Here is a 15554-nt window from a genome sequence, read left to right as displayed (position 1 = left end):
GTTGTGCACTCGGTGCTAAAAGTTCAACGAGAAGGGCCTCTCCCACCGGGAGAGGCCCTTCTCGTGTTGCTGCGGTGGCCTCAGGAAAGGCGCTCCAAAATCATTGCCATGCCTTGGCCGCCGCCGACGCACATCGTCTCCAGGCCGAACTGCTTGTCGTGCCACTGGAGGGAGTTGATCAGAGTGTTGGTGATGCGGGCGCCGGTCATGCCGAAGGGGTGGCCGACGGCGATGGCGCCGCCGTTGACGTTCACCTTCTCCAGCGGAATGCCCAAGTCCTGGTAGGACGGGATGACCTGCGCGGCGAACGCCTCGTTGATCTCGACCAGGTCGATGTCCCCGACGCCCAGACCGGCGCGCTTGAGGGCCTGCTTGGAGGCCTCCACCGGCCCGAGGCCCATGATCTCCGGCGAGAGGCCGGACACGCCGGTCGACACGACCCGCGCCAGCGGGGTGAGGCCCAGCTGCTTCGCCTTCGTGTCGCTCATGATCACCAGCGCGGCGGCGCCGTCGTTGAGGGAACAGCAGTTCCCGGCGGTGATCCGGCCGTCCGGGCGGAACACCGGCTTCAGGCCCGACACCGCTTCCTTCGTGACCCCGGCGCGCGGGCCGTCATCGGCGTCCACGATCGTGCCGGACGGCGTCGTCACCGGAGTGATCTCCCGCGCCCAGAAGCCGTCCGCGATGGCCTTCTCGGCCAAGTTCTGCGAGCGCACCCCGAACTCGTCCATCTCGTCGCGGCTCACGCCCTTGGCCCGCGCCAGGTTCTCCGCGGTCTGGCCCATCGGGATGTAGACGTCCGGCACCTTGCCGAACTCGCGCGGGTCGATCCACTCGTCCGCGCCCTGCTCCCCGGTGGCCTGGGTGCGGGCCTCGGCGTCGGCGAACACCGGGTTGCGGGTGTCGTCCAGCGAGTCCGAGTTGCCCTTCGCGAACCGGGACACCGCCTCGACGCCGGCGCTGATGAACACGTCACCCTCACCGGCCTTGATGGCGTGCAGCGCCATCCGCGTCGTCTGCAGGCTCGACGAGCAGTACCGGGTGACGGTGGTGCCGGGCAGGTGGTCGTAACCGAGCAGCACCGACACGACGCGGCCCATGTTGAAGCCCTGCTCGCCGCCGGGCAGGCCGCAACCGAGCATCAGGTCGTCGATCTCGGCGGGGTCCAGCTGCGGGATCTTGTCCAGCGCGGCGCGCACCAGCTGCGCGGTCAAATCGTCCGGACGCACGTCGACCAGCGATCCCTTGCCCGCGCGGCCGATGGGCGAGCGGGTGGCGGAGACGATGACTGCTTCGGGCATTCGGGAACTCCTTCGTTCGCCTACGGGGACGCCGAGCCGAGGCGGCACGGCTGGGCCGGCTACTGGCGACACCCTAAAACCGCCACCGGCCCCGACGTGCTGAGACGACCATCACCAACAACCGGCGACGCGGCCGCTCGTTGTTCTCGGCGGCCGTCTTCGCTGGCAGTGGCGCGCCGCTCAGAGCTCCGGCATTGCGCAGGGTTCTGTTGTCCTGTCAGCGGTGAAGCCGCTGCGATTCCGCTACCCGGAGACCCACGCGGAACAAGTTCGCGCGCATCCGAGCTCAGGTCGCCTGGCGGCCGAACCTCCGGTTGAGGCGGGCCACGACTCGGCTCGTGGGGCGACGGGCCTCCGCCGCCGCGGAGCGAACCGGTGGCTGCGGTACCGGCGGTCCTTGCCATTCGCCGATCGCCGAGCACAACGCGGGCAGCAGCAGCCCGGCGGCGGCCTCGTAGCCCGCGGCCGACGGGTGGAACCGGTCCGGGCTGAACAACTCCTGCGGGCGGGTCAGGAACTCCGGAGACAGCAGGTCCGCCAACGGCACCGCGCCGCCGCCCGCGGCCTCCACCGCGTGCCGTTGCGCGCGGCCCAGCGCGAGGCTCCACGACGAGGCCACCGAACGCAGCGGCTGCGGAATCGGGCGGATCGCGCCCAGGTCCGGGCAGGTTCCGGCGACCACGCCCACCCCGGCCTCCCGCAACCGGGCCACCGCCGCGCCCAGCAGCGCCGCGCACTCCGCGACCGACAGCCGAGCCGTGACGTCGTTCGCGCCGATGATCACGAGTACCAGCTGCGGAGCCTCCACCAGGGCCGCGTCCACCTGCGCGGCCAGATCCCGCGACGTGGAGCCCACGATCGCGTAAGTGGTCAGCTCGACCGGCCGCTCCAGCTCCTCTGCCACGCCTCGAGCGATCCGCACCCCGGGCAACTCGTCCGGCGCCTCCACTCCGAGCCCGGCCGCCGAGGAGTCACCGAGCACCGCCAGCCGCAACGGCTCCACTCCGTCAACTGGCCGCGGCACCGGACCGGTCCCGTCCGGAAAGTGGACGCCGTCGGAGCGGAGCGGGATGCCGGTGGGCTCACCGATGGCCCGCCGCGCGTACCAGGACTGTCCGTTGAGCAGTCCGTACGCGGCGCCCGACACGCCTCCGACGGTCCCCGCCGCGACCATCGCCAGCCGTAACATCCGCGTCCCGACCATGCCCGCTCCTTCTTGCGCCACCCCGACGCCATCCGCCGTTGTCCCCTACTGAATACGCCTTTCGTGGGAAAAACGTTCCCACTCATCTGTCGCGCCACGAAGAACCAGGGTTAACAGCCGACTCACCGGGCGGGGAACGAATCACCTCGCGCCGGTGTCGAACCGGGGAAACGGCACGCCACCGGACCACCCGTGCGTCACCGCGCGGGAAACCGGCACTTAGGCTCAGCCTCACATCGTCACGGAGAGCGAAAGGGACTCGCTGTGGACTACGTCGAGCACGTCATCGACCTCGTCGGCAACACCCCGCTGGTGCGGCTGAACTCGCTGGCCGAGTCCGCCTCGACGCCGGTGCTGGCGAAAGTCGAATACCTCAACCCGGGCGGCAGCGTGAAGGACCGCATCGCGCTGCGCATGGTCGAAGCCGCGGAAGAGTCCGGTGAGCTCAAGCCCGGCGGCACCATCGTCGAGCCGACCTCCGGCAACACCGGTGTGGGCCTGGCGATGGTGGCGCAGCGCAAGGGATACCGCTGCGTGTTCGTCTGCCCCGACAAGGTCAGCGAGGACAAGCGCAGCGTGCTGGAGGCGTACGGCGCCGAGGTCGTGGTGTGCCCGACCGCGGTGCCGCCGGAGCACGCCGAGTCCTACTACAGCGTCTCCGATCGGCTCGTCACCGAGATCGACGGCGCCTGGAAGCCCAACCAGTACGCGAACCCCGCCAACCCCGAGTCGCACTACCTCAGCACCGGACCGGAGATCTGGCGCCAGACGGAGGGCCGCATCACGCACTTCGTCGCGGGCATCGGCACCGGCGGCACCATCTCCGGCATCGGCCGCTACCTCAAGGAGGTCTCCGGGGGGAAGGTGCAGATCATCGGCGCCGACCCGGAGGGCTCGGTGTACTCCGGTGGCGGCGGGCGGCCGTACCTCGTCGAAGGCGTCGGTGAGGACTTCTGGCCGGAGACCTACGACCGCGACATCTGCGATGAGATCGTGCCCGTCTCCGACGCCGACTCGTTCACCATGACCCGTTCCCTCGCCCGTGAGGAGGCGCTGCTGGTCGGCGGCTCCTGCGGGATGGCGGCGGCCGCCGCGCTGCGCATCGCGGAACGCACCGGGCCGGACGACGTGATCGTGGTGCTGCTGCCCGACGGCGGCCGCGGCTACCTCGGCAAGGTGTTCAACGACTCGTGGATGGCGAAGTACGGCTTCCTGTCCCCGGACCACGCGGGTGCCGCCATCAAGGACGTGCTGCTGCGCAAGGACGGCACGATCCCTGAACTCGTCCACGTTCACCCGAACGAGACCGTCGCCGAGGCGGTGGCCATCCTGCGGGAATTCGGGGTGTCCCAGATGCCGGTCGTCAACGCCGAACCGCCGGTGATGGTGGCCGAGATCGCCGGAGCGGTCAACGAACGCGACCTGCTCGACGCGCTGTTCGCCGGCCGAGCTCAGCTCGCCGACCGCATCGAAGAGCACATGTCCCCGCCGCTGCCCACCATCGGTGCAGGTGAGGAGGTCAGTGCGGCGATGACGGCGCTGACCAACGCGGACGGGGCGATGGTGATCATCGGCGGCAAGCCCGCCGGAGTGGTCACCCGGCAGGACGTGCTGGCGTTCATCGCCGGGCGTTGACTTTTCGTTACGGACGGCCGCTACGCTGCTGACATATCGGATAGCGTGTGGATCAACTCGCTTCAGACTCATGCTTTACGCCCAAGGGGGTCAGGAAACCCGATGAGCTCTCCGCAGCCGCCGGACGGCGGTCAGCAGGGACAGCAACCGCAGGGGACCGAGTCAGAGGCGCAGGCCGCCGGCTCAGAGATCGGTTCTCAGCTGGACCCGCAGACCCCGGCCACCGAACAGTCCTCCGGCGCGGACGCCACTCAGGTCGTCCGCCCCGCGCAGCTGGACCAGAACTCCGGCCAGGCGTCCGCCGATTCCACCCAGGTCGTGCGTCCCGCGCAGCAGGCCGGTGGGGACTCGACGCAGGTGGTGCCGCCGTCGATGCAGCCGCCACAGCCGATGTACGAACAGCCCGGCAACGCGCAGGGCGGTGAGTCGGCGACGCAGATGGTGCCGCCGTCGATGCAGCCCCCGCAGCCGATGTACAGCCAGCCGGGCACCCAGAGCCAGCCCGGCGGCTTCCCGCAGCAGCCGCCGCAGGCAGGCACTCCCGGCGGCGGATTCCCCGCCCCGCAGGCCGGTTTCGGCGCACCGCCGCCGCAGGCATACCCCGGCCAGGGCGGCTTCCCGCAGCAGCCGCCCGCCATCGGCAAGCCGGCGGGCGCGGGCGCCGAGAACGGCACGATCGCGAAGGTCGTCGGCTGGGTCGCCGCGGTCTTCGGCGGGCTGGGGACCCTCTCCGGGCTCCTCGGGGTGATCGGCCTGTTCGGTGCCGCGGCGCTCGGTTTCGTCGGGGCGGGCAACGGTTTCATCATCGTGCTCCAGTTGCTGGCCTCCATCGCGATGCTGGTCGGCGGCATCTTCCTGATCACTCGCAAGCCGCTCGGCCCGTACGTGACGGCCGGTGGTGCGGGGGTCTCCGCGTTGCTCCAGCTGATCAGTTCGATCGGCTTCGCCACGAGCGTCGGGTTGCTCGTCGCCGGCATCGTCGGGGCCCTCATCTACATCGCCATCACGGTGCTGGCGATCTTGCCCGCGACGCGGGAATGGATCGCCGCCGGTCCCGGCGCGCAGAGCGGCCCGCAGGCCGGTTACGCCCAGCAGCCCTACGCGGCGCAGCCGCAGTTCAGCCAGCCGGGCCAGCCGCAGTTCGGGCAGCCGCAGCCGGGGCAGCCGAACCCCTACGGCCAGCCCCAGCCCGGGCAGCCGCAGCCGGGCCAGCCGCAGTACGGCGACCCGCAGCAGTTCGGCCAGCCGGGCCAGCCGCAGTACGGGCAGCCGCAGCCGGGGCAGCCGAACCCCTACGGCCAGCCCCAGCCCGGGCAGCCGCAGCCGGGCCAGCCGCAGTACGGCGACCCGCAGCAGTTCGGCCAGCAGCCCGGCCAGCCGCAGTACGGGCAGCCGCCGCAGTACGGCCAGCAGCCCGGCGGCTACCCGCAGCAGCCGGGGCAGCAGCCGCCCCAGTGGTGACCCGCTGATCCAGCCACGACGGCCCTCGACCACCTAGGTCGGGGGCCGTCGTCGTGGGCGGGGTGGTATTCCTCCGAACGCGCCGGATCGCAACGGTGACCTGCCGAACGGCGCAAGGACGTGTGGTCCGTACGCTGCGGTATATGAGTGATGGCTTCGCCACCCGCGCTATTCACGCGGGCCAGCAACCCGATCCGACGACCGGTTCGGTGATCGTCCCCATTCACGCCACGTCCACCTACGCGCAGGACGGCGTCGGCGGAATGCGCGCCGGGTACGAGTATTCGCGCACCGGCAACCCCACCCGCACCGCGCTGGAGGAGTGCCTCGCGGAGCTCGAAGGCGCCAAGCACGGCAGAGCCTTCTCCTCGGGCATGGCGGCCACGGACGCGGTGCTGCGCGGGATGCTGCGGCCCGGCGACCACATGATCATCCCCGATGACGCCTACGGCGGCACGTTCCGGCTGGTCGACAAGGTGCTCACCGAGTGGGGCGTGCAGTACACGCCGGTTCCGGTGTCGGACGTCGACGCGGTGCGCGCGGCGGTGCGCCCGGAGACGAAGGTGCTGTGGGTCGAGACGCCCACCAACCCGCTGCTGACCATCGCCGACATCGCCGCGCTGGCCCAGGTGTCGCGGGACGCGGGCCTCAAGCTCGTCGTGGACAACACGTTCGCCACCCCGTACCTGCAGCGGCCGTTGGAGCTGGGCGCGGACGTGGTGGTGCACTCCACCACGAAGTACCTCGGCGGCCACTCCGACGTGGTCGGCGGCGCGGTGCTCACCTCCGATGACGCGGTGGCGAGCTCGGTGGCGTTCCTGCAGAACACCGCGGGTGCGGTGCCGGGTCCGTTCGACGCGTGGCTCACGCTGCGCGGCTTGAAGACGCTCTCGGTGCGGATGGACCGGCACAACGCGAACGCGGGACGCATCGCGGCGGCGCTGCGTGAGCACCCGAAGGTCTCGAAGGTCTACTACCCGGGCCTGCCGGAGCACCCCGGCCACGAGGTGGCGGCGAAGCAGATGCGCGGATTCGGCGGCATGATCTCGTTCCTGCACGTCGACGGCGAGCAGGCCGCGCTGGACGTGTGCGCCAAGACCCGCCTGTTCACCTTGGCGGAGTCGCTCGGCGGCGTGGAGTCGCTGATCGAGCACCCCGGCAAGATGACCCACGCCAGCACCGCGGGCTCCGCTCTCCAAGTCCCCGCCGAACTGGTGCGCCTGTCCGTCGGCATCGAGGAAGCCGACGACCTGGTCGAGGACCTCCTCGCCGCACTCTGAACTCTGTTGGTCGGCTGACCGGTCTTTTTGCTTGGGTGTCCGGGTGGCGGAACCTCAGCTGTCTTCTCGCTGCGGGATCTTTTTCCCTAGTGGCTCCGCCACGAGGGAAAAAGCTGTCCTCGCGAGAAGACAGCTGAGAACCCGCGGGTGGTCGTTTTTTTGACGTGGGCTATGTGCTTCGCACATACAGGCACGGCCTTCGGCCGCAAGGAGTCGGCTTTGCCTGTGGGATTTATGGGGCGATCGACGGGTCCGTGTCGGTGGGGAGTGAGTGGGGGGAGTCTTCGAGTTGCGGGGCTGGGGTGACCGGGAGGTCCTCCGGCTGGACGCAGCCGCCGATGAGCTCGACTACGCCGTCCCGTTCCCGGTATGAGCCGGGATCGTCGCAGCCGGTCTGCGCCACCGCGAACACCGCGGCCGCGGACAGGACCGTCGCCACCGTGATGCCGCCGACCAGTGGAAACGTTTCCGTCGCCGGTGTCATACGTCCTCCCCGGAGCGTCCGCTCCGCGCGCCTTCGCGCCGTTGTGGGTCCGCCGCGCGAGCCTGGCAGAGCCCCGATGCCGCAGGTCGATCACGCGTATTGCGCAGCGTACCGAACACCTCGCTCGGCGGTCGGAGTTCGCGCTGGTGCACGATTGGTGGCATGCACCTGATCAGCCTGGATCGGATTCACGCCGCGGCCGAGGATCTCGTCGACGTGGTCCGCCGGACTCCGCTCGCGCATTCGAGGGTGCTCAGCGAGCACGTCGGCGGCGACGTGCACCTCAAGTGCGAGAACCTGCAGCGCACGGGTGCGTTCAAGCTGCGCGGCGCCTACGTCCGGCTGCACGCGCTCGACGACCGCCGTCGCGCGGCGGGCGTGGTGGCGGCCAGCGCGGGCAACCACGCGCAAGGCGTGGCGCTGGCCGCGTCGCTGCTGGGCATCCGGTCCACCGTGTTCATGCCGGAGCAGGCGACGCTGCCGAAGCTGGCGGCGACGCAGTCCTACGGGGCCACGGTGCACGCGGAGGGCGCGGTGCTGGCCGAAACCCTCGCCTTGGCGAAGGAGCACGCCGACCGGACCGGCGCCGAGTTCATCCACCCCTTCGACCACCCGGACGTCGTCGCCGGTCAGGGAACCGTGGGGTTGGAGATCCTCGAGCAGCTCCCAGAGGTCGGCACGGTGGTGGTGCCGACCGGCGGCGGCGGTCTGATCAGCGGAGTGGCCGCCGCGGTGAAGGCGGTGCGCCCGCAGGTGCGGGTGATCGGCGTGCAGGCCGAGCAGGCCGCCGCCTGGCCGTTGTCGCTGGAGCGGGGGCGGCCGGTGCGCATCGAGAACACCCGCACGATGGCCGACGGGATCGCCGTCGCCGAGCCAGGTGAGGTGACGTTCGCGCACGTCTCCGCGTTCGTCGACGAGATGATCACGGTCAGCGAACAGGCTTTGTCGCGGGCGTTGTTGCTGTGCCTGGAGCGGATGAAGCTGGTAGCCGAGCCGGCCGGAGTCGCCGCCGTCGCGGGCATGCTGGAGCGACCGGAGCTGATGACCTCGCCGACCGTGGCGGTGCTCTCCGGCGGCAACATCGATCCGCTGCTGATGTTGCAGCTGATCCAGCACGGCATGACCTCGGCGGGCCGCTACTTGTCGCTGCGCCTGCGGCTGCCGGACCGACCCGGTTCGCTGGCCGGACTGGTCGCGCAGCTCGGCGAACTGTCGGCGAACGTGCTGGACATCGAGCACTCCCGCATCTCCGGCGCCCTCGCCCTCGGCGAGGTCGACGTGGAGATCAGCCTGGAAACCCGAGGCCCGGAACACCGCGAACACGTGGTCGCCGAACTCACCAAGGCAGGCTTCACCATCACCTCGGAACGCTGAACCCCGAGCCCACACTCCTCGCCCCACGGCGACCACCACCAAGGGCGAAGAGAACCAACCCTGATCCGCGGCCGGAGACCATGTCCCGCGGCGAAGCGGTGCTTTCAACGGCGAAGCCCGCGAAGGGCGGGCAAAGCCCCGCCTGCCTCGCGGCGTAGCCGTGCCGTGCGGCAGCGAAGCAAGCCGTGCCTTGCGGCGAAGCCGTGCCTTGCGGCGAAGCCGTGCCTTGCGGCGAAGCCGTGCCTTGCGGCGAAGCCGTGCCGTGCGGCAGCGAAGCAAGCCGTGCCTGGCGGCCGAAGGCCGTGCCTGTATGCGCGAAGCGCATAGCCCACGTCAAAAAGCCGCTCACCAGCGGGTTCTCAGTTGGTCTCTCGCGAGGACAGCTTTTTCCCTCGTGGCGGAGCCACTTGGGAAAAAGATCCCGCAGCGAGAGACCAACTGAGGTTCCGCCACCCGACCCCCAAAGCAAACGAGGCAACTCACAGATTGCCGCGCAACTCCTGCTCCCGTTCGATGGCTTCGAAGAGGGCTTTGAAGTTGCCCTTGCCGAAGCCGAGCGACCCGTGCCGCTCGATGAGCTCGTAGAACACCGTCGGCCGGTCACCGATGGGTTTGGTGAAGATCTGCAGCAGGTAGCCGTCCTCGTCGCGGTCGACGAGGATGCCGTGTTCCTTCAAGGTCTCGATCGGCAGCCGCACTTCACCGATGCGGGCTCGCAGTTCCGGGTCGTCGTAGTACGAGTCCGGGGTGGCGAGGAACTCCACGCCCGCGGCGCGCATCGCCGTGATGGTGCGCAGGATGTCGCCGGTGGCCAGCGCGATGTGCTGGCAGCCCGCGCCTCGGTAGAACTCCAGGTACTCGTCGATCTGCGACTTCTTGCGTCCGGCGGCGGGTTCGTTGAGCGGGAACTTGACGCGGTGGTTGCCGTTGGCGACGACTTTGCTCATCAGCGCGGAGTATTCGGTGGCGATGTCGTCGCCGACGAATTCGGCCATGTTCACGAAGCCCAGCACCCGGTTGTAGAACGCGACCCACCGGTCCATGTCGCCGAGTTCGACGTTGCCGACGCAGTGGTCGACGGCCTGGAACAGGCGCTTCGGGGCACTTTCGGGTTTGACGTAGCCGCTGCTGCGGGCGACGTATCCGGGCAGGTAGGGGCCGGTGTAGCGGCTGCGGTCGATCAGCGTGTGCCGGGTTTCGCCGTAGGTGGCGATGGCCGCGGTGCGCACCACTCCGTGCTCGTCGGAGAGGTCGTGCGGTTCGTCGAGCACGGTCGCGCCTTGCGCGCGGGCGTGCTCGACGCAGCGGTCCACGTCCTGCACTTCCAGCGCGAGGTCGACCACGCCGTCGCCGTGCGCCCGGTGGTGGTCGGCGAGCGCGCTGTCGGGGTCCACGGCCCCTTGCAGCACGAAGCGGGCGGAGCCGGATTTGAGCACGTACGACTTGTGGTCGCGGTAGCCGTGTTCGGGTCCGCGGTAGGCGACGAGTTCCATGCCGAACGCGACCTGGTAGAACAGCGCGCTCTGGGTGGCGTTGCCGACGACGAACACGACCGCGTCCATCGCCCGCACCGGGAACGGGTCGTGGCTCGTGTCGTGGTCGACGAGTCCGACGAGTCGGCGCATCTGATCGAAGGTGACGTCATCGAGCTTGCCGGTGGTGCCGATGTCGTCGTGGTCGACGGTGCCGGTCACGATGGCCTCCCTGCGTTGTGCGAGGTTCGTGCGCTGCAGCGTGATCCGGTCGGGCATGCTGCGCAAGGGACTTCCGTTGCAGTGGGCAAGGTGTGCAGAACTTCCGGTCAACGGCCGGGCGGGCTGGTCAGGTTGTGCAGGGAGGCGCTGGTGGACTTCGAGGACGCGGAATTGGACGCGCTGGACGCTCGGCTGCTGCTGTTGCTGGCCGACGAGCCACGGCTCGGGGTGCTGGAGTGTTCGCGGCGGCTGGGCGTGGCGCGCGGGACGGTGCAGGCACGGCTGGACCGGATGCGACGGCGAGGCGTGCTGCACGGTTTCCCGCCGGATTTGAACCTGGCCGCGATGGGGTACGGGCTCACCGCGTTCGCCGTGCTGGAGATCGCGCAGGGGCAGCGCAGCGTGGTGGCGCAGCGGCTGGCGGCGATCGACGAGGTGTGCGAGGTGCACACGACGACGGGCGAGGGCGACCTGTGGGTCCGGTTGGTGGCGCGTTCGAACGCGGATCTGCAGCGGGTGATCGACGAGGTGGTGGCGGCGCCGCAGGTGTTGCGGACCTCGACGTCGATCGCGTTGTCGACGCCGGTGCCGCCGCGGGTGCGGCCGTTGCTCGAGCGGCTGGCGGGTGAGAAGCCGCAGGCGCCTTGACGATCTCCGTGCGGTCTGAGATGTTCTTTTTTGAAACGTTTTATCCATGTTCGTACTTGTTGGCTCCAAGTTCGACCAGTTCGCCCTCGATGTGGAATCCGCCGGTTTAAGCCCATATCGGCGCTTTCGTTGCAAACCTGAGGCAAGTCGCCGCCGATCGTCCGCGGTTCGCCTGAAGGGCACTGATGCGTTCGGCTGAAACGTTTCATTGATCCGTCCGAGCTCACTCCGGAACAGCCCAGCGCAGTGCTGATCCGCGATCCCGCCGGCGAGATGCACCCGCCCGTGGTCGCCCGCAGCGCTTCGCGCTGGAGAAGGAAGGCGACATGGACCAGCACGGCCCCACCCGACGCACCGTCCTCAAAGCCACCGCGGGCACCGCCGCGGTCCTCGCGATCAACCCCGGCACGGCGGCCGCGGCCGGGCCTGGCGTCCGCGTGATCGGCACGGACGTAGAGCACGCGGCCGAACCGCTCGGCCTCGACCTGTCACGGCCCCGGCTGAGCTGGCGGCTCGGATCAGATGCCCGCGACCAGGTGCAGACCGCCTACCGGCTGCTCGTCGCCACCTCCGCGGACCTGTTGCGCGAAGGCGCCGCCGATGTCTGGGACAGCGGCAAGGTGCTCGCGGGCGACTCGCTGCTCGTCGAATACGGCGGCCCGCGATTGCAGCCGCGAACCCGGTACTGGTGGACCGTCCGGGTCTGGGACGCGCAGGGAAACGCCTCGCCGTACGGAGAACCTGCCTGGTGGGAGACCGGGTTGCGGGACGCGGCGAACTGGACCGCGCACTGGATCCGGCATCCCGAAGGCGGCACCGCGCAGCTGCGCGCGCCCTTCCGCGTGAGCGCCCCGGTCGTGCGCGCCCGGCTCTACGCGACCGCGCTCGGCGTGTACGAAGCCGAGATCAACGGCCACCGCGTCGGCGATCACCGGCTCGCGCCCGGCTGGACCGACTACCGGCTGCGGGTGCAGTACCAGACCTACGACGTGACGGAACTGGTGCGCGATGGCGACAACGTGCTCGGCGCGCACCTCGGTCCCGGCTGGTACGCCGGTCACCTGGGCATGTTCGGCCCCGGCCAGTACGGCGACCGGCCGCTGCTGCGGGCGCAACTCGAGATCGACCACGCGGACGGGAACCGCACCACCGTCGGCACCGACGGCGAGTGGCGCACGACGACCGGCGCCATCCGCTCCTCGGACCTGCTGATGGGGGAGGCGCAGGACGCCCGCGCCGCTACCCCGGGCTGGAGCGAACCCGGTTACGACGCCGCCTCCTGGACGGCCGTCGAAGTCGACGACGGGATCAGCGTCGCCCCCGTCGCCCAGGCGGACCCGCCGGTGCGCGTGGCCGAGGAACTGCCTGCGGCCACCAGGACCGAACCGGCGCCCGGCACCTACGTCTACGACCTCGGCCAGAACATGGTCGGCGTGGTCCGGCTGCGCGTGAACGGCACGGCGGGCACCGAGGTGCGGGTGCGCCACGCCGAGGTCCTCAACCCCGACGGCACCGCCTACACCGAGAACCTGCGGGAGGCCACCGCCACCGACACCTACGTGCTCGGCGGCGGTACCGAGGTGCTGGAACCGAAGTTCACCTTCCACGGCTTCCGCTACGTCGAGGTCACCGGCGTCGCGCCGGAACCCGCCGACGTGACGGGGCTGGTGCTGCAGACCGACCTGCCGGAGACGATGTCGCTGAGCACCGGCCGGCCGATGCTCGACCAGTTGCAGCGCAACATCACCTGGGGGCAGCGCGGCAACTTCCTGTCCATCCCCACCGACACCCCGGCGCGCGACGAGCGGCTCGGCTGGACCGGGGACATCAACGTGTTCTGCGGGACCGCCGCCTACGTCGCGAGCTCGGCGGGGTTCCTCGCGAAGTGGACCACCGACCTGCGCGACGCCCAGAGCGCGGACGGCGCGTTCCCGGACATCGCTCCCGCCGTCGGCGACCTCGGCGCGGGCACCGCCGGTTGGGGGGATGCGGGCATCACGGTCCCGTGGGTGCTCTACGAACGCTTCGGCGACCGGCGGGTGCTCGCGGAGAACTACCCGGCGATCCTGCGCTGGCTCGAATACCTGACCGCGACCAGCGACGGCGACCTGCGACCTGCGGACGGGGCGCGCTACGGCGACTGGCTCAACGTCGACGAGGAGACCCGGCGCGACCTCATCGCCACCGCCTGGGTCGGCTACGCGGCACGGGCCGCCGCGCGAGTCGCCGACGCTCTCGGCGAGACCGCGGACGCGGAACGTCACCGCGAACACCACGGACGAGTGCGCCAAGCCTTCCAACAGGCTTACCTGGACTCATCGGGCCGATTGCGCGATGACGCCACGGAGGGCCGCGGCGACACCCAGACCGGATACGTGCTCGCGCTGTCCTTCGACCTGCTGCCGGAAGGGTCGCGCGGCGCCGCCGCCGACCGGCTGGTCTCGCTCATCGAGGAGCGCGGCGGGCATCTGTCCACGGGTTTCCTCGGCACGCCGTACCTGTTGCCGGTGCTCACCGCCACCGGCCACCTCGACACCGCCTATCGGCTGCTGGAGCAGCGCGAATTCCCCTCGTGGGGCTATCAGATCGACCGTGGTGCCACGACCATGTGGGAGCGCTGGGACTCGATCCGGCCGGATGGCGAGTTCAACGATCCGTCGATGAATTCGTTCAACCATTACGCCTACGGTTCCGTCGGCGAATGGATGTACCGGACGATCGCGGGCATCCAACCGCTGGCGCCGGGGTTCCGCAGGGTGCTCGTGCGCCCGCGTCCCGGCGGCGGTGTGGACCGGGCGACGGCCCGGTTCTCCGGGCCGTACGGGGAAATCGTGACCCGCTGGTCGCAAGTGGACGGGCGGTACCGGCTCGAAGCGGAGGTTCCGGTGAACACCACCGCCGAGGTTCACGTGCCGGTCGCGGTCCGGGCGGATCCGAATGCGTCATTCATTCGACGGGACGCCGAATACGACGTGTACGAGATCGGATCAGGAAAGTGGGAATTCGCGGCCTGACGGTTTCGGCGAAAAATTCGCGGCTTGCCAACGGGAGTCGGACGGTGGTCCCGATGATCGAGTGGTCTGCGAGACCAACCGCGTCGTGTTAAAGGGGTCGCCGATGCGAAGACGTGCATGCGTGGCTCGGTGCGCACCATAAAGCAGGAGCGAATAAGCGGAGCGGGCGTGTTCGAGCACGCCCGCTACCGCTAATGGTTCAGCCGGAAAAAGGCTCGGCCTTGACCAGGGTCACCTTCATCGTGCCGCCGTTGGGCAGCTCGTACTCCCGCGTCTCGCCTTCCTTGGCCTCCAGCAGCGCCTGGCCCAGCGGAGAGGTCGGGGAGTACACCTCGAGGTCGCCGTGTGCGCCCTCTTCCCGGTTGGCCAGCAGGAACTGCTCGGTGTCGTCCTCGCCGTCGTAGCGCACGGTCAGCACGGATCCGGGCTTGGCCACGCCGGACTCGGTGGGCACGTCGCCGACCTGTGCGGTACGCAGCAGTTCCTGCAGCTGGCGGATGCGCGACTCGAGCTGGCCCTGCTCCTCGCGAGCGGCGTGGTACCCGCCGTTCTCCTTGAGGTCGCCTTCCTCCCGGGCCTCGTTGATCTTCGCGGCGATCACCGGGCGGTTGGCCACGAGCTCTTCGAGCTCGCCCTTGAGCCGCGCATAAGCATCCTGGGTCAGCCAGGTCACCTGGGTATCGCTCACGGTCATCACTCCTCGTCGACGGCGGCCCGCCTTTCGCGGGCCGACAACTTCCGCCCTTGCGAATTCCGGGTACTGCTAGGAACGGAAAAAACACGGCCCGCGCGGGACCGTGCTGCAGCCGACGATAGCACAAATCAGCCCACCGATGGAGTGCATTATCTCAGCATCCGGGGCCGACTAGAGTTGTTCACCCGGTTGGCCGCTGGTGGGTGGACAAATATTCAGGAACGCGGTAGGTGCAGCCGTACACCTCCCCGATGGTCGCTCGATGAGAGGTGCGGAGCACCGTGCTCAGCTGAATCGTGCCATCCGCCGGGGGCACCAGAATCTCTTTCCGCCCGACCTCTTCGCCGGATTCCGCGCGTCCCCGGATCACGCACGCGGCGGCCTTGGCCGGGTCGTCGCGTTGCACCTCGGCGGTGACCTTCATGGAACCGTCGTCGAGCACTGCGAACGCGGTCTGCTTGCCCTCGATCGGCGGGCTTCCCAGGTTCTGATATCCGACCAGCGCCACTGCGACGAGCACCGCGATGGCGAGGCCCGCGAGCGCCCAGCGAGCCACCGGCGGGACGGATCGTCGGGCGCGAGACCCGTACCGCCCTTCGGGGACCTGGCTGCTCACTGTCGGCACTTCCTGCTCCGATCGGGGTTAGCCGGATCGGACGATGCCCGCCCGGCCGTTCGTGAATGTCGGCCCATTGGGAACAATGGGTGGCGACACCCTCGTTGAGTATCCCTGTGGGTGTCCGGCCGGCAGTCAGCGGGGCCGGT

Annotated in this window: 12 protein-coding genes; 6 read left to right on the top strand and 6 right to left on the bottom strand. The window is 69.7% G+C overall.

Features of this window, described 5'->3' with window-relative positions; genetic code table 11:
• Nucleotides 1-80: 80 nt before the first annotated feature.
• Nucleotides 81-1301 (bottom strand): acetyl-CoA C-acetyltransferase, encoded by a 1221-nt coding sequence (locus H2Q94_RS26930; protein ID WP_243789951.1) that lies wholly within the window; start codon nt 1299-1301, stop codon nt 81-83.
• A 286-nt stretch (nt 1302-1587) separates the two neighbouring features.
• Entirely contained in the window at nt 1588-2505 is a 918-nt protein-coding gene (locus tag H2Q94_RS26925; RefSeq protein WP_243789950.1) for an SGNH/GDSL hydrolase family protein, read from the bottom strand.
• A 264-nt stretch (nt 2506-2769) separates the two neighbouring features.
• On the opposite strand from H2Q94_RS26925, the gene H2Q94_RS26920 reads away from it, so the two are divergent.
• The 3 genes from H2Q94_RS26920 to H2Q94_RS26910 all read left to right on the top strand — a co-directional run bounded on the left by H2Q94_RS26920 (nt 2770) and on the right by H2Q94_RS26910 (nt 6881).
• Nucleotides 2770-4140, top strand: coding sequence for a cystathionine beta-synthase (locus H2Q94_RS26920; protein ID WP_243789949.1), 1371 nt, complete (start codon nt 2770-2772; stop codon nt 4138-4140).
• Nucleotides 4141-4242: 102 nt separating this feature from the next.
• Nucleotides 4243-5601, top strand: coding sequence for a hypothetical protein (locus H2Q94_RS26915; RefSeq protein WP_243789948.1), 1359 nt, complete (start codon nt 4243-4245; stop codon nt 5599-5601).
• Between the two features lie 143 nt (nt 5602-5744).
• Nucleotides 5745-6881, top strand: coding sequence for a cystathionine gamma-synthase (locus tag H2Q94_RS26910; protein WP_243789947.1), 1137 nt, complete (start codon nt 5745-5747; stop codon nt 6879-6881).
• Between the two features lie 232 nt (nt 6882-7113).
• Here the strand turns inward: H2Q94_RS26910 and H2Q94_RS26905 are convergent, their stop codons facing one another.
• The gene (locus H2Q94_RS26905; protein WP_243789946.1) at nt 7114-7365 is read right to left on the bottom strand and encodes a hypothetical protein; all 252 of its coding nucleotides are present in this window, start codon (nt 7363-7365) and stop codon (nt 7114-7116) included.
• A 162-nt stretch (nt 7366-7527) separates the two neighbouring features.
• On the opposite strand from H2Q94_RS26905, the gene ilvA reads away from it, so the two are divergent.
• Nucleotides 7528-8739 carry a threonine ammonia-lyase gene (gene ilvA, locus H2Q94_RS26900; RefSeq protein ID WP_243789945.1) on the top strand — a complete coding sequence of 404 codons (1212 nt, stop codon included), beginning with the start codon at nt 7528-7530 and terminating at the stop codon, nt 8737-8739.
• Between the two features lie 479 nt (nt 8740-9218).
• Here ilvA and hppD read toward each other — a convergent pair whose 3' ends face one another.
• Nucleotides 9219-10364, bottom strand: coding sequence for a 4-hydroxyphenylpyruvate dioxygenase (gene hppD / locus H2Q94_RS26895; RefSeq protein ID WP_243795922.1), 1146 nt, complete (start codon nt 10362-10364; stop codon nt 9219-9221).
• A gap of 219 nt (nt 10365-10583) precedes the next feature.
• Here hppD and H2Q94_RS26890 point away from each other — a divergent pair, with 219 nt between their 5' ends.
• Together H2Q94_RS26890 and H2Q94_RS26885 are read left to right on the top strand one after the other, a co-directional pair.
• Complete coding sequence (locus H2Q94_RS26890; RefSeq protein WP_243789944.1) at nt 10584-11081, top strand: Lrp/AsnC family transcriptional regulator; 498 nt, start codon at nt 10584-10586, stop codon at nt 11079-11081.
• Between the two features lie 326 nt (nt 11082-11407).
• A complete protein-coding gene (locus tag H2Q94_RS26885; protein ID WP_243789943.1) occupies nt 11408-14095 on the top strand; it encodes a glycoside hydrolase family 78 protein in 2688 nt (895 codons plus the stop codon).
• A gap of 199 nt (nt 14096-14294) precedes the next feature.
• Here the strand turns inward: H2Q94_RS26885 and greA are convergent, their stop codons facing one another.
• Together greA and H2Q94_RS26875 are read right to left on the bottom strand one after the other, a co-directional pair.
• Nucleotides 14295-14783 carry a transcription elongation factor GreA gene (gene greA / locus H2Q94_RS26880; protein WP_243789942.1) on the bottom strand — a complete coding sequence of 163 codons (489 nt, stop codon included), beginning with the start codon at nt 14781-14783 and terminating at the stop codon, nt 14295-14297.
• A 187-nt stretch (nt 14784-14970) separates the two neighbouring features.
• Nucleotides 14971-15405, bottom strand: coding sequence for a DUF4307 domain-containing protein (locus tag H2Q94_RS26875; RefSeq protein ID WP_243789941.1), 435 nt, complete (start codon nt 15403-15405; stop codon nt 14971-14973).
• Between the last annotated feature and the right edge of the window lie 149 nt (nt 15406-15554).

This window comes from Saccharopolyspora gloriosae, from assembly GCF_022828475.1.
In the GTDB taxonomy this organism is placed as follows: Bacteria; Actinomycetota; Actinomycetes; order Mycobacteriales; family Pseudonocardiaceae; genus Saccharopolyspora_C; species Saccharopolyspora_C gloriosae_A.
The sequence above is the reverse complement of the archived record's forward strand: the minus strand, read 5'-3'. Positions and strand labels throughout refer to the sequence as shown.